At 69.7% G+C, this 20,117-nt stretch carries 17 protein-coding genes; 12 read left to right on the top strand and 5 right to left on the bottom strand.

Going from position 1 to position 20,117, the window contains the following annotated elements; all coding sequences use genetic code 11:
* Positions 1 to 4 precede the first annotated feature (4 nt).
* Entirely contained in the window at positions 5 to 598 is a 594-nt protein-coding gene (locus tag J7U46_RS20025; RefSeq protein WP_282828959.1) for a GNAT family protein, read from the bottom strand.
* A gap of 161 nt (positions 599 to 759) precedes the next feature.
* Here J7U46_RS20025 and J7U46_RS20020 point away from each other — a divergent pair, with 161 nt between their 5' ends.
* From J7U46_RS20020 to J7U46_RS19995, 6 genes are all read left to right on the top strand, one after another.
* The gene (locus J7U46_RS20020; RefSeq protein WP_282828957.1) at positions 760 to 1,668 is read left to right on the top strand and encodes a recombinase RecA; all 909 of its coding nucleotides are present in this window, start codon (positions 760 to 762) and stop codon (positions 1,666 to 1,668) included.
* Positions 1,665 to 2,981 carry a DNA polymerase Y family protein gene (locus J7U46_RS20015; protein WP_282828956.1) on the top strand — a complete coding sequence of 439 codons (1,317 nt, stop codon included), beginning with the start codon at positions 1,665 to 1,667 and terminating at the stop codon, positions 2,979 to 2,981. Before J7U46_RS20020 ends, J7U46_RS20015 begins: the two co-directional genes overlap by 4 nt.
* On the top strand, positions 2,978 to 6,202 hold the full coding sequence (locus J7U46_RS20010) for an error-prone DNA polymerase (protein WP_282828955.1): 3,225 nt from the start codon (positions 2,978 to 2,980) through the stop codon (positions 6,200 to 6,202). The genes J7U46_RS20015 and J7U46_RS20010 overlap by 4 nt, the downstream gene beginning before the upstream one ends.
* A gap of 41 nt (positions 6,203 to 6,243) precedes the next feature.
* Positions 6,244 to 6,729, top strand: coding sequence for a hypothetical protein (locus J7U46_RS20005; protein WP_282828953.1), 486 nt, complete (start codon positions 6,244 to 6,246; stop codon positions 6,727 to 6,729).
* 118 nt (positions 6,730 to 6,847) lie between these two features.
* Positions 6,848 to 8,254 (top strand): pitrilysin family protein, encoded by a 1,407-nt coding sequence (locus tag J7U46_RS20000; RefSeq protein WP_282828952.1) that lies wholly within the window; start codon positions 6,848 to 6,850, stop codon positions 8,252 to 8,254.
* A gap of 25 nt (positions 8,255 to 8,279) precedes the next feature.
* Complete coding sequence (locus J7U46_RS19995) at positions 8,280 to 9,707, top strand: pitrilysin family protein (RefSeq protein ID WP_282828951.1); 1,428 nt, start codon at positions 8,280 to 8,282, stop codon at positions 9,705 to 9,707.
* Between the two features lie 119 nt (positions 9,708 to 9,826).
* Here J7U46_RS19995 and J7U46_RS19990 read toward each other — a convergent pair whose 3' ends face one another.
* The 3 genes from J7U46_RS19990 to J7U46_RS19980 form a co-directional block, all read right to left on the bottom strand.
* Positions 9,827 to 10,555, bottom strand: a complete 729-nt coding sequence (locus tag J7U46_RS19990) for an ABC transporter substrate-binding protein (protein WP_282828950.1) — start codon at positions 10,553 to 10,555, stop codon at positions 9,827 to 9,829.
* A gap of 80 nt (positions 10,556 to 10,635) precedes the next feature.
* Complete coding sequence (locus J7U46_RS19985) at positions 10,636 to 11,961, bottom strand: HAMP domain-containing sensor histidine kinase (protein ID WP_282829161.1); 1,326 nt, start codon at positions 11,959 to 11,961, stop codon at positions 10,636 to 10,638.
* 6 nt (positions 11,962 to 11,967) lie between these two features.
* Positions 11,968 to 12,834, bottom strand: coding sequence for a cache domain-containing protein (locus J7U46_RS19980; protein WP_282828948.1), 867 nt, complete (start codon positions 12,832 to 12,834; stop codon positions 11,968 to 11,970).
* A 135-nt stretch (positions 12,835 to 12,969) separates the two neighbouring features.
* Between J7U46_RS19980 and J7U46_RS19975 the strand changes: the two genes are divergently transcribed.
* From J7U46_RS19975 to J7U46_RS19955, 5 genes are read left to right on the top strand one after another with little or no spacing between them, the layout of a single operon-like run.
* Complete coding sequence (locus tag J7U46_RS19975) at positions 12,970 to 13,296, top strand: helix-turn-helix domain-containing protein (RefSeq protein WP_282828947.1); 327 nt, start codon at positions 12,970 to 12,972, stop codon at positions 13,294 to 13,296.
* A gap of 16 nt (positions 13,297 to 13,312) precedes the next feature.
* Entirely contained in the window at positions 13,313 to 13,747 is a 435-nt protein-coding gene (locus J7U46_RS19970) for an ArsI/CadI family heavy metal resistance metalloenzyme (RefSeq protein WP_282828946.1), read from the top strand.
* 8 nt (positions 13,748 to 13,755) lie between these two features.
* Positions 13,756 to 14,259 (top strand): arsenate reductase ArsC, encoded by a 504-nt coding sequence (locus tag J7U46_RS19965; protein WP_282828945.1) that lies wholly within the window; start codon positions 13,756 to 13,758, stop codon positions 14,257 to 14,259.
* A 3-nt stretch (positions 14,260 to 14,262) separates the two neighbouring features.
* Positions 14,263 to 14,922, top strand: a complete 660-nt coding sequence (locus tag J7U46_RS19960; protein WP_282828944.1) for an MIP/aquaporin family protein — start codon at positions 14,263 to 14,265, stop codon at positions 14,920 to 14,922.
* A 37-nt stretch (positions 14,923 to 14,959) separates the two neighbouring features.
* Complete coding sequence (locus J7U46_RS19955; RefSeq protein WP_282828943.1) at positions 14,960 to 15,937, top strand: YafY family protein; 978 nt, start codon at positions 14,960 to 14,962, stop codon at positions 15,935 to 15,937.
* Positions 15,938 to 15,985: 48 nt separating this feature from the next.
* Here the strand turns inward: J7U46_RS19955 and J7U46_RS19950 are convergent, their stop codons facing one another.
* Complete coding sequence (locus J7U46_RS19950) at positions 15,986 to 17,209, bottom strand: saccharopine dehydrogenase NADP-binding domain-containing protein (protein ID WP_282828942.1); 1,224 nt, start codon at positions 17,207 to 17,209, stop codon at positions 15,986 to 15,988.
* Positions 17,210 to 17,299: 90 nt separating this feature from the next.
* Here J7U46_RS19950 and J7U46_RS19945 point away from each other — a divergent pair, with 90 nt between their 5' ends.
* Positions 17,300 to 20,095: a diguanylate cyclase gene (locus tag J7U46_RS19945; protein WP_282828941.1), complete on the top strand. Its 2,796-nt coding sequence runs from the start codon at positions 17,300 to 17,302 to the stop codon at positions 20,093 to 20,095.
* The last annotated feature ends 22 nt before the right edge of the window (positions 20,096 to 20,117 follow it).

The raw sequence follows: 20,117 nt of genomic DNA, 5'->3' as shown, positions 1-20,117 counted from the left end.
CCCGTCAGGCCCCGAAAGGCGTGGCCTGAGGCGGCAGCCGGGGCATCTCGGCGTAATGGGCGGCGCTGATCTCGTAGAGCAGGTCGGCCGGCTGGCCCGGCACATTGGCCAGCGAGCCCTTGAGCCGCAGGCCGGCGCGCTCCAGCGTCTTGCGTGACGGCGTGTTGGCCGGCTGCACCACGGCGCCCACGGCGAGCGCCTGTAGTTGCTCGAAGGCCAGGGTCAGCGCCGCCTGCGTCATCTCTGCCGCATAGCCCTGGCCCCAGGCCTGGGGCCGGAAGCGGAAGTACAGGGCCAGGCCCGGGCTGCCCGCCACCGTGCGGTGCATCAGGCCGCCAAAACCCAGCAGCTCCTCGGGCTGCTCACGCCGCGCAATCGCCCAGTAGCCGAACTCATGGGCCTGCCAATGGGCCAGCCAGTCATCGAGCTGCAGCAGCACCTCCTCGCGCGAGCCGGGCATGGCGCTCGGGCTGAAGCGCTGGCTGACCGGGTCGGACTGGATCTCGTAGAGCGCCGCCAGGTCGGCCGGCTGCGGCGCGCGCAGCAGCAGGCGCTCGGTCAGCAGCGCGGGCCAGGCATCGGAGGCGTTCAAGCTCATGCGTCCAGAGGTCAAGGGTTTTCCCGGATTATGACGATGCCGTGTAAACCCTCGTTTTTGCTCTGGCACCGCCGCTGAGCCGTCCGTGAAGCAATGGGCAGTCCGGGGGCTTGCACCGCGCTTGTTGATTCATATACTGTACGTTCATACAGTATTCAAACATGCCCTCCCCCCTCTTCAGGACGGCCGCAGCGCTCCAGCCGCCGGCCGTCTTCTTCCCTTCCACGGTGCCGCTCGGCGCCCCGCCCGCCGGCTCGCCCACCGAGGCCCTGCTGGCCGACCCACGGCTGTGGCGCGCCGCCAGCCTGGGCGGCTGCAGCAGCCCTTGCGTCGCCAGCGGCTTTGCCGAGCTCGACGCCCAGTTGCCCGGCGGCGGCTGGCCCACGCGCTCGGTCTGCGAGATCCTGCAAGCCCAGGGCGGCATGGCCGAATGGCGGCTGCTGGGGCCGGCGCTGCGCGGCCTGCTGCAAGCACCCCGCCCGCTGCCGCAGCCGGCCGGCCGCAAGAAGCCCCGGAGCCCCGCGCCAGCGCTGCGCCCGGTGCTGCTGATCAATCCGCCCTATGCGCCGCATCTGCCGGGCCTGCTCGCCCATGGTCTCAGCGAGCAGCAGCTGGTCTGGATCGCCCCGCCCCAGGCCGAGCAGGCCCTGTGGGCCACCGAGCAGGCGATCAAGGCCAATGCCGCCGCAGCCCTGCTGGCCTGGCTGCCGGCGGCCCGGCCCGAGCAGATCCGCCGCCTGCAGGCCGCCGCCCTGGCCTGCAGCGCGCCGGTCTTTTTGTTCCGGCCCTTGGCGGTGCAGGCGCAGTCCTCGGCGGCGCCTTTGCGCTTGCGGCTGGCGCCGGGCAGCCACTGGCGCCTGGAGGTGCAAATCCTCAAGCGGCGGGGCCCGGCACTCGATGCACCGCTGCAGCTGCCGGCCCTGCCCTCGGCCCTCGCTGATGTGCTGGCCACACGCCTGCTGCAGCCCGCCAGCGCACCGCACAAGATCCTGGAGACCTCGCAGGAGCCCCGCCCGGCCGCTACGAAGTGGGCTCGCACCGCAGTGCGCAGCACGGAGGTTTCACAATGAGCCCGCGCCCGCATTGGCTCGCGCTGCGGCCCTGCAATGAGCCGGGCGCCCCGGCCGAGCTGCAGCAGACCCTGGCCTGGTGGGCCCTGCAGTTCACGCCGCGCGTGGCCCTGCTCGAAGAAGCCGTGCTGCTGGAGGTGGGCGCCAGCCTGCGCCTGTTCGGTGGCCGGCGCGCGCTGCACCGCCGCCTCGTCGATGAAGCGCAGGCGCTGGGCCTCGCCTTGAGCGGCCTGGCCTGGGCGCCCACCAGCCTCGGTGCGCTGGCCCTGGCGCGTGGCGGCGTGCTCAATGGCTTCGCACGGCCGCTGCCCGAGCTGCTCGACGCCCTGCCGCTGGCCTGCCTCACGGCCGCCGCTGCCGAAGCGGCCATGCTGGAGCGCCTGGGCTGCCGCCGCCTGGCCGAGCTGCGCGCCCTGCCGCGCGGCGCCACGGCCAGGCGCTTTGGCGCCGCCCTGTTCGCCGCGCTGGACCAGGCCTACGGCCTCGCCCCCGAGGCACACGAATGGGTGCAGGCGCCCGAGCGTTTCAGTGCGCGGCTGGAGCTGCCCTTCCGCATCGAGCATGCGCCGGCCCTGCTGCACTACAGCGAGCCGCTCTTGCGCCAGCTCTGCGCCTGGCTGGCCGCGCGCCAGGCCGGCATCAAGCAGCTGACCCTGGCCTGGCAGCACGATGCGATGCGCCCCAAGGAGGCCGGCGCCGGCGGCGAGCTGCGCCTCGGCACCGCCGACGGCACGCGCGATTTCATGCACCTGCGCCGCCTGCTCGGCGAGCACCTGGCGCAGACGCAACTGGCCGCGCCAGCCGGCGAGTTGCGGCTCAGCGCCGACACCATCGAGCTGCTGCAGATCGAAAGCGACTCGCTGCTGGCCGACGGCCCCGAGCAGGCCCGCGAGCCCGCCAACCAATTGCTCGAGCGCCTGGCCGTGCGCCTCGGTGCCCACAACGTGCGCCGCGCCGTGGCCCGCGAGGACCACCGGCTCGAATGCATGCAGGACTGGATTCCCTGGGGCCAGGTCTTGCCTGCAGCCAAGGCCAGGCCGCCCCTGCAACCCCAGCCCAGCTGGCTGATCGAGCCGCCGCAGCGCCTGCTCGCCCATCACGACAAGCCGCTCTACCGGGGCGAGCTGCAGATGCTGGCCGGGCCGCAGCGCATCGAGGGTGGCTGGTGGGGGCAGCCGGGCCTGCAGCAGGCCGAGCATCAGCAGCGCGACTATTTCCTGGCCCGCAACCCCGAGCAGGCGCTGCTCTGGATCTTTCACGAGCGCCTGGGCGGCGAGCGCTCGCATTGGTATCTGCACGGGGTGTTTGCATGAAGCACGATCCTGCAGAGCTGGCTCCAGAGCAGCCCGACGATGCGCCGGATCAGTTCGGCCTGCCGGGCTATGCCGAGGTCCACTGTCTTTCGAGCTTCAGCTTCCTGCGCGGCGCGTCAGACCCCGATGAGCTGGTCGAACGCGCCACCGAGCTGGGCTACGAGGCTTTGGCCATCACCGATGAATGCTCGCTGGCCGGCGTGGTGCGGGCCCATGCGCATCTGCGCCGGCTGAAGAACGATCCGCCCGAGCATCTGGCCGGGCTGCCGCGCCCCAAGCTCCTCATCGGCAGCGAGTTCCTGGTGCGCGATGCCAGCGGCGAGCCGGCCTTCAAGCTGCTGATCCTGGCCCGCAACATGAATGGCTACGGCAATCTCTGCCAGTTCATTACCGGCCTGCGCCGTGCGAGCGCCACCAAGGGCGAGTACCGGCTGAGCTGGTCCGACTTGCGCCCCCAGGTGCTGGACGATTGCCTGGCCCTGCTGGTGCCACGCCGCGAGGCCAGCGATGCCGAGCTGCTCGATCAGGCCGGCTGGCTGCTGCGGCATTTCACCGGCCGCGCCTGGATTGCCGTGGAGCTCTTGCAGGAGCTGGGCGATGAACGGTGGTTGCAGCGCCTGCGCAGCGTCTCCGAGGCCACGGCCTTGCCCCTGGTGGCCAGCGGCGACGTGCACATGCACCGCCGCTCACGCAAGGCCTTGCAGGATGTACTGACGGCCGTGCGCGTGGGCCGGCCCATCACCGAATGCGGCCTCGACATGCAGCCCAATGCCGAGCGCCACCTGCGCAGCAAGCTGCGCCTGGCCCAGCTCTACGCGCCCGAGCTGCTGGCGCAGACGCTGAAGGTGGCCGAGGCCTGCAAGTTCTCCATTGACGAGCTGGCCTATCACTATCCCAGCGAAGTGATCCCTGAGGGCGCCACACCGGCCAGCCATCTGCGCGCGCTGACGGAAATCGGCATGAAGAAGCGCTGGCCGCAAGACGGCGGCGAAAGGTGGCGAGAGCGGGTCGAGCACGAGCTGGCCCTGATTGCGGAGATGAGGTACGAGCACTACTTCCTGACCGTGGCCGACATCGTTCGGTACGCCCGCTCGATAGAGATCCTCTGCCAGGGCCGCGGCTCGGCCGCCAACAGCGTGGTCTGCTTCTGCCTCTTCATCACCTCGGTGAACCCGGCCGAGAGCACGCTCTTGTTCGAGCGCTTCATCAGCAAGGAGCGCAACGAGCCGCCCGACATCGATGTGGACTTCGAGCATGAGCGGCGCGAGGAGGTGATCCAGTACCTCTATACCAAGTACGGCCGCGACCGCGCCGCCATCGCCGCCACCGTGATCCGCTACCAGCCGCGCAGCGCGATCCGCGACGTGGGCAAGGCCCTGGGGCTGGAGGAGGCACTGGTCGAGGCGCTGGTGCGCGACCACAGCGGCTGGTCCGACCAGGCCTTGCCGCCCGCGCGGCTGCAGGCCTTGCAGGCCGAACTCGGCCTCGATCCGCAAGACCGGCGCTTGAATCAATTGGTGGTCTTGAGCCGCCAGTTGGTGGGCATGCCGCGCCACCTGAGCCAGCATGTGGGCGGCTTCGTCCTCACACAGGGGCCGCTATCGCGCCTGGTGCCGATAGAGAACGCGGCTATGCCCAATCGCACCGTCATCGAATGGGACAAGGACGACCTCGACACCGCTGGCCTGATGAAGGTCGATGTGCTGGCCCTCGGCATGCTCAGCTGCATACGCCGCTGCTTCGCGTTCTACCGCCAGCTGCGTGGCCGCGAGATCGACCTCGCCCTCGTGCCGCAGGACGACGTGGCGACCTACGACATGATCTGCAAGGCCGACACGGTCGGCGTGTTCCAGATCGAGAGCCGCGCCCAGATGTCCATGCTGCCGCGCCTCAAGCCCCGCAAGTTCTACGACCTGGTGATCGAGGTCGCCATCGTGCGGCCCGGGCCCATCGAGGGCGGCATGGTCCACCCGTACCTGCAGAACCGCTTCAAGAAGCCGGAAGACATCTACTACCCCAAGGAGGTGCTGAAGGCCGCCCTCGGGCGCACCTGCGGCGTGCCCATCTTCCAGGAGCAGGTGATGCAGGTGGCCATGATCGCCGCCGACTTCACGGCCGGCGAGGCCGACCAGCTGCGCCGCGCCATGGCGGCCTGGAAGCGCCCCGGCGACCTGGAGCGCTTCTACGAAAAGATCATCACCAACATGCGCAAGAACGGCTACGAGGACGACTTCGCCGAGCGCATCTTCAAGCAGATCAAGGGCTTCTCGTCCTACGGCTTCCCGGAGTCGCATGCGGCCAGTTTTGCGCTGCTCACCTATGTGTCGAGCTGGCTCAAATGCCATGAGCCGGCGGCCTTCTTGTGCGCGCTCTTGAACTCCCAGCCGCTGGGCTTCTACACGCCGAGCCAGCTGGTGCAGGACGCACAGCGCCATGGCGTCGAGGTGAGGCCGGCCGATGTGAGCTGCAGCGACAAGGACAGCAGCCTCGAGCTGCGCGAAGGCCAGGACCAGCCGGCCGTGCGCCTGGGCTTGCGCCTGGTGTCGGGCCTGTCGGATGCGGCGGCCGAGCGCATCGTCGCGGCACGTGCCGAAGGCGCTTTTGCCGACGCGCAAGACCTGGCCCTGCGCGCCCAGCTCGACCAGCGCGACATGCAGTTGCTGGCCGCGGCCGACGCCCTGATGTCGCTGGCCGGCCACCGCCGCCAGCAGGTCTGGCAGGCCTCGGCCCTGCGCCGCGCGCCGCCGCTCCTGCGCGAGGCGCCGGTCGACGAGGCCGAGCTCGTCCTGCCCGAGGCGGCCGAAGGCGAGGAGGTGCTGTGGGACTACCGCTCGCTCGGTCTCACGCTGCGCAGCCATCCGCTGGCCATCCTGCGCGAACGACTCGCCAAGCGCGGCCTCAAGAACGCCGAGCAATTGCGGCAATGGCCCAGCGGCCGCACGGCCCGCGCCTGCGGCATGGTCACCGGCCGCCAGCGCCCGCAGACGGCCAAGGGCACCTTGTTCATCACGCTGGAAGACGAGACCGGTGCGGTGCAGGTGATCGTCTGGCCCGATGTCTATGCCGCGCACCGCTCCACCATCCTCGCCTCGCGGCTGTTGGCCGTGCGCGGCCAATGGCAGCGCGGTGACGGCGGCGTCCAGCACCTGCTGGCCCGCGATTTCGAAGACCTCTCGCCGCTGCTGGGCCGCCTGGTGCTCGGCAGCCGGGATTTCCGCTGAACTCACGACAATCCCCCCCTCTTTCCCAAGACCGAAGCAGCATGTCCGAGACCCAAGCCCAAAACCCCATCAACGAAGCCCGCCTCTGGCGCGACAAGGGCTGGACCGCCGAAGTGATCAAGAACGAGGAGGACGACGGCTGGGCCGTGGCCATGTACCTCGACGGCGAATCCGAGCCCGCCCTCGTCGGCCCCTGGACCATGGGCCGCGACAAGAAGAACCCCAAGCCGCTGGACGTGAATGCCTTCAATACGCTGGTGAAGACGGCATCCGAGGTGATACGCCGCCACGAGCAACAGCTGCATGCGCAGTTGCACAAGGAGCTGCGTGTGGACACCGAAGAAGACCGGCTGACGATCAGCTTCGACATCGTGCCCGACGAGGAGGCGCCCCATGCCTTGCTGACGGCCCATGACCGCGCCGGCGAGCGGCTGGCGCAAACGCGCGTGCGGCCCGACTTCCGCTTCAACCAGCAAAGCGCCGAGGCCTGGGTGGCGGGTGGCTTCGAGAAGCCCGCCGGAGCCTGAGTCGGCCAGGGGCCCGGGTGGCAAAAGTCACCCCCGATTTCGCCCTAACATCGCGACTCTCAGAGCCGAGCAGCAGCAGTCAGGCGCCGGCATTCCTTCATCGACGAGGATTCAGTTCATGCGCATCCCCAAACTCTCCCTGCTGCTGGCCGGCATGGCGCTGTCAGTCTCGGCTCTCGCCGCCGACGTCGACCGCTGGACCGTGCCGGTCCATACCAAGAAGCTCGCCAACGGCCTGACCGTGCTGGTGTCGCCCGACGCCAGCTCGCCCACCATCGGCGTCAGCGTGGTCTATCACGTGGGCATGCGCCTCGAGCCCAAGAACCGCACCGGCTTCGCCCATTTGTTCGAGCACCTGATGTTCCAGGGCACGCCCACCGCACCCAAGGGCGTGTTCGACCAGGTCATCACCAGCGGCGGCGGCCGCAACAACGGCTCGACCCGCCCGGACTTCACCAACTACATCGAGACCGCCCCGGTCTCGGCGCTGGAATCCATCCTGTGGATGGAAGCCGACCGCATGAAGACGCTGGACTTCAACCCCGCCACGCTGAAGAACCAGCAGGACGTGGTGAAGGAGGAGATTCGCGTCAACGTGAAGAACAGCCCCTATGGAGGCTTCATGTGGATCGACATCGGCCAGCTCGCCTTCAACAAGTGGGAGAACAACCACGACGGCTACGGCAGCTTCCAGGACCTGGAGAACGCCAGCCTCGACGACGTGCGGGCCTTCCACCGCGACTACTACGGCCCGAACAACGCCGTGCTGTCCATCGCCGGCGACGTGACGCCGGCCCAGGGCTTTGCGCTGGCCGAGAAGTACTTCGGCAAGATCGCCAAGCGCCCAGTGCCGGCCGGCACCGATTTCAAGGAAGGCCTGAACACCGCCGAGAAGCGCATCGAGCAGAGCGACGCGCTGGCGCAAGTGCCGGCCGTGGCCGTGGCCTGGAAGATGCCCGACCGCGGTAGCAAGGACCAGGCCCCGATGGCCGTGCTCGGCGAGCTGCTGGCCGGTGGCGATGCTTCGCGCTTCTACCTCGGCCTCGTCAAGGGCCGCGAGCTCTCGCTCAACATGAATTCGCTGTACGGCCTGACCAGCCCCTGGGAATACGACGGCCCAACGCTGTTCACCGCCTTCACGCTCTACAAGCCCACGAGCAGCGCCGACGCAGTGCTGGCCGCCATGGACGAGGAGATCGCCAAGGTCGTGAAGGAAGGCGTCGACGACGCCACCATGAAGCGCCTCAAGACCAGCATGCTGGCCAGCTGGTACGACGGCCTGGAGAGCTTCCTGTCCCGCGCCGACACGCTCGCCAAGCTGCAGACGCTGTGGGGCGACGCCAACGTGATCAACAAGATCCCCGACTGGATCTCGGGCGTCACCTCGGCCGACGTGCAGCGCGTGGCCAAGACCTACCTGACCCGCGAGAACCGCTCGGTGATCGACCGCAAGCCGGCGCCCAAGCCCGCCCCGGCCGCAGCGCCGGCAGCACCGGCTCAGGCTCCCGCCGAGAAGAAGCAATAAACCGCGCCAGACGAGGATCAAGACCATGTTGAACATCAAGATGTCCAAGACCACCCTGGCCCTGCTCGCCGCCTGCGCGCTGATCGGCGGCCAGGCCCAAGCCGCCACCGTCAAGCTGCCGGCCGAGCTGCCGGCCTTCGGCCAGGACAAACCCATCCCGGTGCCGCAGATCGCCAAGAAGACGCTGGCCAACGGCCTCGAGGTGTGGGTTGTGCCCCGCCAGGGCCAGCCGCGCGTCGACTACGTGCTGGCCGTGCGCGGTGCTGGCGCCAGCGCCGATTCGCCCGCCCAGGCGGGCCTCGCCAGCATGCTGGCCGGCGGCCTCAACGAGGGCACAGCCCAGCGAAGCTCACGCCAGATCGCCGAGGCCGCGCAAGGCATGGGCGGCTCGGTTGGTGCCGGCAACAGCAATGACGGCATCACCGTCTATGCCAACGCCGTGAGTTCGCAGGCGCCGGCCATGCTGAAGCTGCTGGCCGAAGTGGCCCGCACGCCGGCGTACCCGGACAAGGAAGTGGCCCTGGCCAAGGCCAATGCCTTGCAAGGCCTGAAGGCCAGCGAGGCCAACCCCGGCTACCGCGCCGAACGGGCCCTGGGCTTCGCCGTCTATGGCGACCACCCTTACGCCCATACGCGCGCCACGGCCGAGAGCATCAACGCCACCACGCCCGAGCTGCTGCGCGCCGAGCATGCCCGCCGCTTCCGCCCGGAGCGCAGCCTGCTGGTCGTCACCGGCCGCGTCAGTGCTGCCGAGATCTTCAAACAGGTCGAGGCTGCGTTCGGTGACTGGAAGGCCACGGGCGAAGCCCCGGCCGCCGTGGCCGCATCGCCCGGTACGGCCGCCGTCCAGCGCATCCTGCTGGAGCGCCCGGGCAGCGTACAGGCCACCGTGCGCCTGGGTCGCCCCGGCAACAAGGCCAGCGCCGCCGACCAGGTGCCGCTGCGCCTCGCCTCCACCATCATCGGCGGCGGCTTCAGCAGCCGCGTGAACCTGAACCTGCGCGAGGAAAAGGGCTACACCTATGGCGCTTCGGCCGGTGCCCGCAGCTTCCGCGACGGCGGCATCGTCGTGGGCGGTGCCGACGTGCGCAATGAAGTGGCCGGCGCCTCGCTGAAGGAGTTCTTCGCCGAGTACACCCGCCTCGGCAGCGAGCTGGTCAGCGACGAAGAGATGGCGATGAACAAGCGCTACGTGGCCGGCGGCTACCTGATCAGCACCCAGCTGCAGGGCTCCGTGGCACGCCAGCTGGCCAACAACTGGCTGATCGGCCTGCCCGCCGAGTTCCTCGGCAGCTATGTGCCGCAGATCCAGAAGGTCACGGCCGAGCAGGTGCGCGAGATCGGCAAGAAGTACTTCGACCCGGCCACGCAGAGCATCGTCGTGGTCGGCGACAAGGCCGCCGTCAGCGAGCAGCTGAAGGCCTACGGCGAGTTCACGGTGCAGGCGAAATAGCGGGCCGAGCGCAGGGCCGCCCCAAGCCTGCCCAGATGGCGATGTGCTTGCGGCCCGATGCCGCAAGCATCGCCGTCCCCTCGGGGGACCGGCCAAGGTACTCCTTGGACGAGGGGCACCTACTCTTTGAGGTAGCGGTCGTAGATGGCCTGGTAGCGGCCGGTTTTCTTGAGGTGCTCGAGGCCGGCATTGAAGTCGTCGCGCACCTGCCTGCTGCGAAACACCGGCCGGTAGTCCTGCGGATTGACCGTGGTGAACGCATGCTCCTCCACCGGCAGCAGGTCGCCACCCTCGCGGCGGAACTGCAGTGCGAAGTACCTGAAGATGCTGCGGTCGCTGAGCACCAGGTCGTAGCGGCCCTTCATCAACGTGCGCACCTGCACGGCCTGGTCGTTCTGCTCGGTGTAATGGCCCGCCGCCTTGACCGCCTCCAGCCATTGCGGATAGCGCCGCACGGCGCCAGCAAACGAGATCACCGTCAAACCCTTGAGGTCCTCGGGCTTCCTGATCACCAGGTGCCGCTCCTTCAGCGAGATGAAGACGTTGTCGTAAAGCACGGCCGGCTCGCCGTAATGGCCGCCTGCTGCACCCAGGTCCTGGCCCAGGTCGGTCATGCTGGCGTCCACCATGCCGTCGATGAAGGCCTTCGGGACACGTGCGAACGGGAAGTACTGCGGCTTGAGCTTGTGGCCGCGCCAGGCCAGGGCCTCGCCTATCACCTCAATCTCGATACCGGAGTTTGTCTGCGGGAAGCAGAACGGCGGTATGCGCTCGCCAAAGGCCATGTGGACCTCCGCCGCACCGGCGGGTCCAAACAGCAGCAGGAGACTGAGCAGCAAGGTTTTCACGGGTCGTACGGCCCTCCCCGGCCGGCTCACCAGACCTGGGAGAGGCTATCACGCGGCGCAGCGCTGGTGCAGGGGTCGGTTCAGTCGGGCGCGTGGCGCGGCAGCGTCAGGACGAACCGGGTGCCGCGCCCCGGCTCGCTGTGCAGCTCGATCTCGCCGCCCAGCACATTGCGCACGATGCTGTAGACCAGGTGCAGGCCGAGGCCGCTGCCGCCCTGGCCCAGGCGCGTGGTGAAGAAGGGCTTGAACACCTGGCCCAGGTGCTCGGCGGGAATGCCGCAGCCGTCGTCGCTGACGCAGAGCACCACCTGCCGCTCATCGCTGCGCAACAGAGTGATGGTGATGCAGCCCTGGCTGCGGCCCTCGAAGGCATGGACCACGGCGTTCTGCACCAGGTTGGTCAGCACCTGGCCAAAGGCGCCGGGGAAGCTGTCCAGCAGCAACTCGGCGGGCAGGTCCAGCACCAGGTTGAATTGCGGCGTCTTCAAGGAGATCTGCAACAGGTGCACCACCTCCTCGCTGACGCGCCGCAGGTCGAAGCGGCGGCGCTGCAGGCTGGCGCGGTCCACGGCCACCTGCTTGAAGTCCTGCACCAGGCTGGCCGAGCGCTGCAGATTGGCCAGGGCCAGGCCCGCGCTCTCACGCGCCAGGTGCAGGCCCCGCTCCAGCTCACTGCGCCGCACGGCGCCGCTGGCCAGCAGGGCCTGCAACTGGGACAGCGCCGCCGCCGCCGTGTCGGCCGAGATGAGGGCGTTGCCGATGGGCGTGTTCAGCTCATGCGAGACGCCGGCCACCAGCGAACCCAGGCTGGCCAGCGTCTCGCGCTGCACCAGCTCCTGCTGGGCCTGCTGCAAGGCCTCACCGCGCTCGCGCACCCGCGCCTCCAGCGAGAGGTTGAGCAGGCGCACCGCTTCTTCGGCCTGCCGACGCTCCTGTACCTCGCGCTCCAAAGCCGCCTGGGCGGCCTGCTCCTGGCGGCGCTGGGCGGCCAGGTCTTGCGCCATGGCGTCAAAGGCCTGCGAGAGCCGCTGCAGATCGGCCGAACCCTGGGCTGGCAGGGACTCGGGCTCCTCGCCCTGGCTGACCCGCTCGGCCAGCGCCTCGACCGAGCCGGTGATGTCGCTCAGCGGCTGCTTGACCCGCTGGCGTATCACGCGCTGCAGCATCCACAGCGTCACGAGCAGCATCAGGGCGCCCACGGCCAGCATCCAGAACACGCCCCGGTGCAGCAGTTCGTCGATGCGCGACTGCGGCACCACGCGCACGGCCCACCAGTCGGGGCCGGCAATGCGTGACCAGGCCACCATGTGACGGCCGTCCGGCGTGCGCGCCGCCTGCGAGGAGCTGCCACTCTTGGCAACCAGCGCATGCACGGCGCTCAGCAGCGGGTCGCCGAGGCTCTGCACCGCCAACTAGCCCTCGGCCTTGGCAATGCGCTCGCGCAATTCCGGGTGGGCAATCAGCTGGCCGTCGCGGCTCAGGATCATGCTGAGCGCGCCCAGCTCCGCGTCGGCCTCGCCGATCTGCTGCAGCAGGGTGTCGATGGTGATGTCATGACCCACGGTGCCGACCCAGCGCCCGCGCCAGTCCAGCGGCTTGATGACCGAGACCATCCAGGCCTTGGCCTCGCCATCGAAATAGACCGGGGTCCAGAACACCTCCCGCCGGGGATTGCGGCGCGGGTCGGCGCCGGTCATCGTCGGGTAGTTGAAGTTGTCGGTGGCCGGCGTCGCGCCCTTGCCCCAGTCGATGCCGCGCGAGTAGACCATCAGGCCCTTCTCGACGAAGTCGGTGTAGGCCGAGAAGAATGGCGGCACCAGGGCCGGCCCTTGCTCGCGCAGCAGCTCGTAGCTCAGCACCGCGCGGCGGCGCAGCTGCAGGTCCAGCTGCGGCCCGCCCTGCAGATAGAAGGTCGGCGCATGGTCGACGTCCACCCGCGACGGCCGCAGCCGCCAGACGCCATCGGCCGAGCGCTCGAACAGCTCGGCAAAGCGCTGCTGCGCCTGCCCATCGCCCAGCGCCCCGGCCCGCTCCTGCCATTCGCGCTCCAGGCGCCGCACGCTGCCATCGGCCAGCTGGAAAGACTGGCCCTGCCGCGCCGCCTGCAACTGCACGGTGCTGAGCAGGGTGTCGGGCACCACCTCGGCGATCTCGCGCTGCACCGACCAGAAGGCAATCGCCGCCAAGGCGCCCACCATCAGCACCACCAGCAGGCTGATCTGCAGTGAGAGCTGTCGGGCCAGCGAGGCTGGCGGATCGCCGGGGGAGGCAGGGCTCATGCGCGCGCGTGAAGAACGAGGTCGCATGCTAGCCGCCCGCCGACCCAGCTCGCACGGTCAGACAGGTTGGCGTTGATCTTTCTCAATCCGCTGGAGTGTTTGCAGACATTTCTATAATTCGACTATTATCGAATCATGGAAGAACAGCAAACCATCCGCTCGCTGGCCGCCCTGGCCCATGCCTACCGCCTGCGCGCCTACCGCCTGCTGGTCGTGGCCGGCAATGAAGGGCTGACGCCGGGCGCCTTGATGGAGGCCCTGGAGCTGCCGGCGGCCACGCTGTCCTTCCATCTGAAGGAGATGTCGGGCGCCGGCCTGATCACCCAGGAGCGCCTGGGCCGCAACCTGATCTACCGCGCCGACTTCGGCCACATGAACGCCCTGCTCGCCTACCTGAGCGAGAACTGCTGCCAGGGCGAGGCCTGCCTGCCGTCAACCACCACAGCCTGCAGCAGATGCTGAACCCAAGGAGACCGTCATGAAGCGTTTTCACGTCCATGTGCATGTCCAGGATCTGGACCAGAGCATCGCCTTCTATTCCAAGCTGTTCGCGGCCACGCCGACCCGGCAGGAAGGCGACTACGCCAAGTGGATGCTCGAGGACCCGCGCATCAACTTCGCCATCTCCACCCGCGGCGGCAAGCCCGGCGTGGACCACCTGGGTTTCCAGGTCGACAGCGAGGCCGAATTGGGCGCATTGCGCGAGCGGGCCGCCCAGGCCGACCTGGCCATGGCTGACACCGGCGAGACCACCTGCTGCTACGCCCGCAGCAACAAGCACTGGATCACCGACCCGCAGGGCATCGCCTGGGAACACTTCCACACGCTGGCTGATGTGCCGATGTTCAACGAAGCGCCCAAGGCCGCCTCAGCCTGCTGCACGCCCAAGACAGGTGCCGGCGCCTGCTGCTGAGAGGTCCCATGAGCTTCAACGTCCTGATCCTGTGCACCCACAACTCGGCCCGCAGCGTGCTGTCCGAAGGCATGCTCAACCACCTCGCCGCCCGGCTCGGCAAGGAGGTGCGCGCCTTCAGCGCCGGTAGCGCGCCCAGCGGCCGGCTCAACCCCTTCGCCCTTGAGGCCTTGCAAGCCGCCGGCATCGACACGGCCGGCTACCGCAGCAAGAGCTGGGACGAATTCACCAAGCCGGAGGCGCCGCCGCTGTCCCTCGTGATCACTGTCTGCGACTCGGCGGCGTCCGAGGCCTGCCCGGTGTTCTTTGGCGGGCAGGGGCAGCCGCTCAAGGTGCACTGGGGCTACCCCGACCCGTCGAATGCCGAAGGCGGAGAAGAAGGCAAGCGCCGCGCTTTCGAATTGACCCGTCAGGCCATCGGCTACCGCATGCTGCAGTTGCTGGCCCTGCCGCTGGCGACGCTGGACCGCGCGGCGCTCAAGCAGGCGCTCGACGACATTGCCAGGAGCTGAGCGATGAGCCTGCTGCGCAAACTGCTGGCCGAAGGCCTCGGCACCCTGGGCCTGCTCTGCGTGGTGATCGGCTCCGGCATCATGGCCGAGCGACTCGCGGGCGGCAACGTCGCCATCGCCCTGCTGGCCAACACGCTGGCCACCGTCGGCGGACTCTATGTGCTGATCGAGGTCTTCGGCCCGATCAGCGGTGCCCATTTCAACCCGGCCGTGAGCCTGGTGATGGCCTGGCGCGGCGAACTGGCCCGCTCGGCCGTGCTGCCCTACATCCTCGTGCAGCTGCTCGGCGCGATGCTGGGCGCGTGGCTGGCGCATGCGATGTTCGAGCTGCCCCTGCTGCAATTGAGCAGCAAGCTGCGCGGCGGCATGGGGCAGTGGATCGCCGAGATGGTGGCCACGGCCGGCCTGCTGCTGGTGATCCTGCGTGCGCCGGCCGGCCGTGCCTCGGCCCTGGTGGCGGCCTATATCGGCGCGGCGTACTGGTTCACCGCCTCCACCTCCTTCGCCAACCCGGCCGCCGCCTTCGGCCGGATGTTCAGCGACAGCTTTGCAGGTATCGCGCCAGCCAGCGCGCCCGGCTTCATCGCCGCTCAGTTGCTGGGAGCCGGCCTGGGCTGGGGCCTGAGCCACTGCCTGACACCGGAAGCCACGCCAGGCCACTGACACACGCTGTCAGCAGGGGGCTGGCAAGCTGCAAGGCATGCAAGCCAGCCGCCTCCTCTCCATCATGTTGCGTCTGCAGGCGCAGGGCCAGGTCACCGCCCAGGCGCTGGCCGAGATGCTGGAGGTCTCGGTGCGCACCATCTACCGCGACATCGATGCCCTCAGCGCCGCCGGCGTGCCGGTCTATGCCGAGAAGGGCCGCCAGGGCGGCTTCGCGCTGCTGGCCAGCTACCGCACCCGCCTGACCGGCCCGGACCGGCCGGAGGCGCAAAGCCTGTTCCTCGCTGGCGCGCCGTTCGCGGCCGAGCAACTGGGCCTGGGCCAGGCGCTGGCGAACACCCGCTTCAAGCTGCTGGCCGCCCTGCCCGACACGGCCCGCGAAGAGGCCGAGCGCGTGGCGGCGCGCTTTCATCTCGATCCGGTCGCCTGGTTCCAGGGGCCGGACCGGCAAGGCCTGCTGCCGCAGCTGGCGGCGGCCGTCTGGCAACAGCGCATGCTGCAGCTGGGCTACGAAAGCTGGAAAGGCCGGGTCGAGCGCCGCGTCGCGCCGCTCGGCCTGGTGCTCAAAGGTGGGCTCTGGTACCTCGTGGCGGCCCACGGCGAGCAGGCGCGCAGCTACCGCGTGGCTGCCATTGAAGCGCTGACCATCGAGGACGAAGCCGCCACGCCGCTGCCGGACTTCGACCTGCAGCAGTACTGGCAGGACTTCTGCAAAGACCACGAGGCGCGCATGCAATCGAGCCACGCCACGGTGCGGGCCCGGCCGGCGGCGCTGCGCAGGATGGCTCGCCTTGGTCAGCGCATGGCCGAGGCCGTGGCTGCCGCCGGCGCGCCGGACAAGGCCGGCTGGCGGCGACTGCAGATTCCCATCGAATCCATCGAGATCGCCGCCGGCGAGCTGCTGCGCCTGGGCCCCGACGTCGAGGCACTCGGCCCGCCGGCCTTGCTCGACGCGCTGCGCCAGCGCCTGGCCGCGCTGCACGAGTGCTACGGCCTGGCCTTGCAGGAGAGCTGACACGCGCCGCAGCGCTGAAGGCCGCCGGCATCCCCGGCTTAGGGGCAGTCAGCCGGCCTCGATCTCGAAGCTCAGACCGGCCCGCTGTTCCAGCCGCCGCTGCAGAGCCAGGCCGAGGGCGGCGCCGGCGGTCCAGACACCACCGGGCGTCTGCTGGCGACCTATGTCCAGCAGACACAGCGCGGCCTCGCTGATCATCTTGCTGGTCGAGCCGTAGCCAGGGTCGCGGTCGCCCTTGACCACGGCCCGCAAGACCTGACCCCGGGCCGTCTTGCCGATGAAGACCAGCTCGTAGCGGCCGCGCTCGCGAGCGGCGGCATCCGGGCCTTCGCCGGGCTTGGCCAGCACGAAGCGGCGCAGCAGGGCTCGCGTCGGCGCGAAGCCGAGCAGGGCGCTCTGCAGGCGCGATTGGCGGGCCAGTCGGCGGGCGCGCTTTTCGCCCGCCGGGCCCGCACCGGTCCACAGGCGCTCGCTGTAGATGAAGTCCCGGCCCCAGGGATGGCCGCGCAGGGCATTGCTGCGATGCACGTTCTTGGTGTTGATCGTGGCCATCACGAAAGGGCCGGTCCAGGCCTGCGCCCAGTCATCGAAGGCGGCGCGCTCGCCCTCCGGCTGGGCCGGGCCACGGAAGCCCGGCGTCAATGCAAACGGATCGGCCTGCAGGCGCGCCAGTTGCGGGTCGCGGGCCATGGCCTTGAAGGTCTCCATGCCACTGGCCAGCGTGCCGCCCGAGGCCGTGCCCTTGATGACGCGCACCAGGCCATGCACCTCGGGGCAGATGGCACCCAAACGCTCACGGGCCTGTTCCTGCAGGTAGAGCACGCCAAGGTCGAAGGGGATGGAATCGAAGCCGCAGGAGAACACGATGCGGGCGCCGCTCGCAGCGGCCAGCGGCTGCAGGAGCGGGATCATCCGCGCCATCCACAGCGGCTCGCCGCAGAGGTCCACATAGTCGGTGCCCGCCTCGGCGCAGGCGCGGGCCAGGGCCTCGCCATGCAGCTGGTAGGGTCCGACCGTGGTGATGACCACGCGGGCCTGCGCCACCAGGGCGGCCAGCGCGGCCGCGTCGCCGGCATCGGCCTGCAAGAGCGGCAGCGACTCGGGGGCGCCCAACTCGCGCCGTAGCTCAGCCAGCTTGCCCGGGCTGCGGCCGGCCAGGGCCCAGCGCAAGGGACCGGCAGCGCCCTCGCGCTGCAACAGGTACTCGGCGACCAGGCGGCCGGTGAAGCCGCTGGCGCCGAACAGGACCAGATCAAACGGGCGTTGGGACATGCGTGCTCCTTGCTGCAAGCCCATTGTCAGCCAGCACCTACACTCGGGCATCCCACCGCACTCGCCCTTTTCTGGCGAGGCCTAACGCCGATGAAAGCAACCGACACCGATCGCCCCAAGGCGCCCGGCCAGGGCGTGCTGGAGTCGCCGCTGCAGCTGTTCGGCACCGACGACACGCTCGCCCGCCTGGAAGCCGCCCTGCCCGAGCTGCAGGGCCCCGAACGCTTGCAAGGCCTGGCCCAACTGGCCTGGCAGCTGCGCGAGCGCGACGGCCGGCGTGCGCTGCAATTGGCCGACACGCTGCAAGCGGAAATTGCGGCCGGCAGCACGGCCGCGACAGAGCCGCTGCTGCTCGCGCGCATGGACCTGGTGCGCGCCGAGCTGCAGTTCGCGGCGGCCGACTACGCCACCGGGCTTGACAGCACCCGCCGTGCGCTGTCGCGCTTCGAACAGGAGGGCGACCTGCTGGGCCAGGCAGACGCGCACTGGTTGCTCAGCGCGCTGAACGGCTCGGCCGGCCAGGCCGAGCTGCGCGATCGCAATCTGCAGGACGCCATCGCCTGCGCCCGTGCCGCGCGCGAGAGCGGTCGCCTGCTGTGCTTCGAGGCCACGCTGGCGCGGCTGGATGCCTTTCGCAGCCTGCTGACCAGCGAGCAGCGCTGGGGCCGGCATTTCGCAGACGACGTGGCGGCCGAGCCGCTCTGCGGGCAGGCCGCCCTGTATCTCTACCAGGCCACAAGGGCCTACCTGGGTGGCGATTTCGCGCGCGCCATCCGGCTGTTCATGCGGGTGCACGAGCTGGCCCTCCAGACCGGCCAGCTCTACAACGCCATCACGGCCGCCGCCAACGCCAGCAATGCCTTCGGCAAGCTGAACGATCACGAGGCTTCGCTGGACTGGGTGCAGCGCGGCCTGGAGCTGGCGCGCAGCTGCGGCTGGCCCCAAGGCCTCGGCGCCTGCCTGGCCCAGATGGGCGAGGCCCTGCGCCGACTCGGCCGGCTGGAGCAAGCGCAGGGCGCGCTGGACGAGGCTCAGCAAATCCTCGCGCCGCTGGGCCGCTCGCGCAATTACGCGATGCTGCTGAGCTGCCGCGCCGAGCTGGCGCTGGACCGGGGCGACAACCAGCTCGCCCTGCGCCTGTTCGAGGAAATGCCCGAGACGGCCCGCGACACCGGCCACATCGGCCTGCTGGAAGCGAATCGCGGCAAGGCCAAGGCACTGGCGGAACTGGGCCAATGGCAGGAGGCCGAGGCCATGGCCGAAGCTTCCTTGCAGACGGCGCAGACGGTCGGCATGCCGGACCGCCAGATCGAGGCCCTGATGGTGCTGGCCCAGATCCGCAGCCGGGCCGGCATGGACCCCGAGCGCCATGGCCCCGCGGACCTGCCGCTGGCCTGCCTGGAGCGGGCGCTCGAGATCTCACGCCGCATCGAGGGCCTGCTGCCTCCGCCCGAGCTCTTGTCGGCCCTGGCCGGCGAGTACGCGCGCGTGGCCCGCTTTCCGCAGGCCTATGGCATGGCTGTGCAGGCCGCCGCCGCGCGCGAGAAGCAGCACAGCCGCGAGGCAGCCGAACGCCTGATCGCCATGCAGCTGCGCTATGCGGCCGACAGCGCGCGCGCCGAGGCCGAGCACCACAAGCAGCTGGCCAGCGCCGAGGCGCGCCGCGCCGCCCTGCTGCATGAGCAAGGCCTGACGCTGGAGCGCCTGGGCGTGATCGGCCAGGCCATCACGGCAAAGCTGGACGCCGAATCCGTCTGCCTGGCGCTGCACACCCCGGTGCACGAGTTGCTGGATGTGACCGCCATGGCCATCTTCGTGATGGACGAGGCCGGCGAAGAGCTTCGCTGCATCTACGCCAGCGAGGCAGGCCGGCGTCTGTCGCTGCGTCCGCAGCGCCTCGACGATCCGGTCGCCCATGCCGCGCGCTGTGCACGCGAGCGGCAGGAGATCATGCTGGAGCGCTCGCCGGAGGAGCGCAGCCCGGCTCATGTGCCGGGCACCCTGCCCTCGCTCTCCCTGCTCTACGCCCCCTTGATGGTGAACGAGCGCGTGCTGGGCGTGATGACCATCCAGTCGCCGCGTCAGCAGGCCTATGGCGAGCGCGAACGGCAGATCTTCCGCACGCTCTGTGCCTATGGCGCCATCGCCATGGACAACGCCAACACCTACCGCAAGCTGGAGGCCACGCTGAAGGCCCTGCGCGCCACGCAGGCCAGGCTGGAGGAAGCCAGCCTCAGCGACCCGCTGACCGGCCTGCGCAACCGCCGCTTCCTGTTGCAGCAACTGGACGCCGACACCAGCATCAGCCTGCGCCGCTACGAGGACGCGTCGCGCCAGCAGCCGCCCGCCACGCCGAAGGAGGCCGACCTGCTGTTCTTCATGGTCGACATCGACCACTTCAAGGCCGTCAACGACGAGCATGGCCATGCCGCCGGCGACCAGGTGCTGGTGCAGGTGTGCGAGCGGCTGCGCGAGGTCTCGCGCGAATCGGACTACCTGGTGCGCTGGGGCGGCGAGGAGTTCCTGATGGTGGCCCGACTGAGCGACCGGGCCGAGGCCGGCCTGATCGCCGAGCGCATCCGCGCGGCCGTGGACGACCAGCCCTTTGTGCTGGAGCAGGGTCTCACCCTGCACAAGACCTGCTCGGTCGGCTTTGCGGCCTACCCCTTCGTTGGCGCAGCACCCCAGCTGCTGGGCTGGGCCGAGGTGGTCGAGCTGGCCGACCAGTGCCTCTACCGCGCCAAGCGGGCGGGCCGCAACCGCTGGGTCGGCCTGGCCGCTTCCGAGGCCCTGCCGCCACCAGCCCAGGCCGAGCTCAAGGCCTGGCTGCATGACCCCGAGGCGGCGATTGCAAGCGGCAAATTGCGCGAGCTCAAGGGGCCCTGAGCGGCCGGCCTGTCCGCTCAGG

It is taken from the genome of Pelomonas sp. V22 (assembly GCF_030014915.1).
In the GTDB taxonomy this organism is placed as follows: Bacteria; Pseudomonadota; Gammaproteobacteria; order Burkholderiales; family Burkholderiaceae_C; genus JAUASW01.
This window is presented reverse-complemented; position numbering and strand designations above follow the sequence as displayed.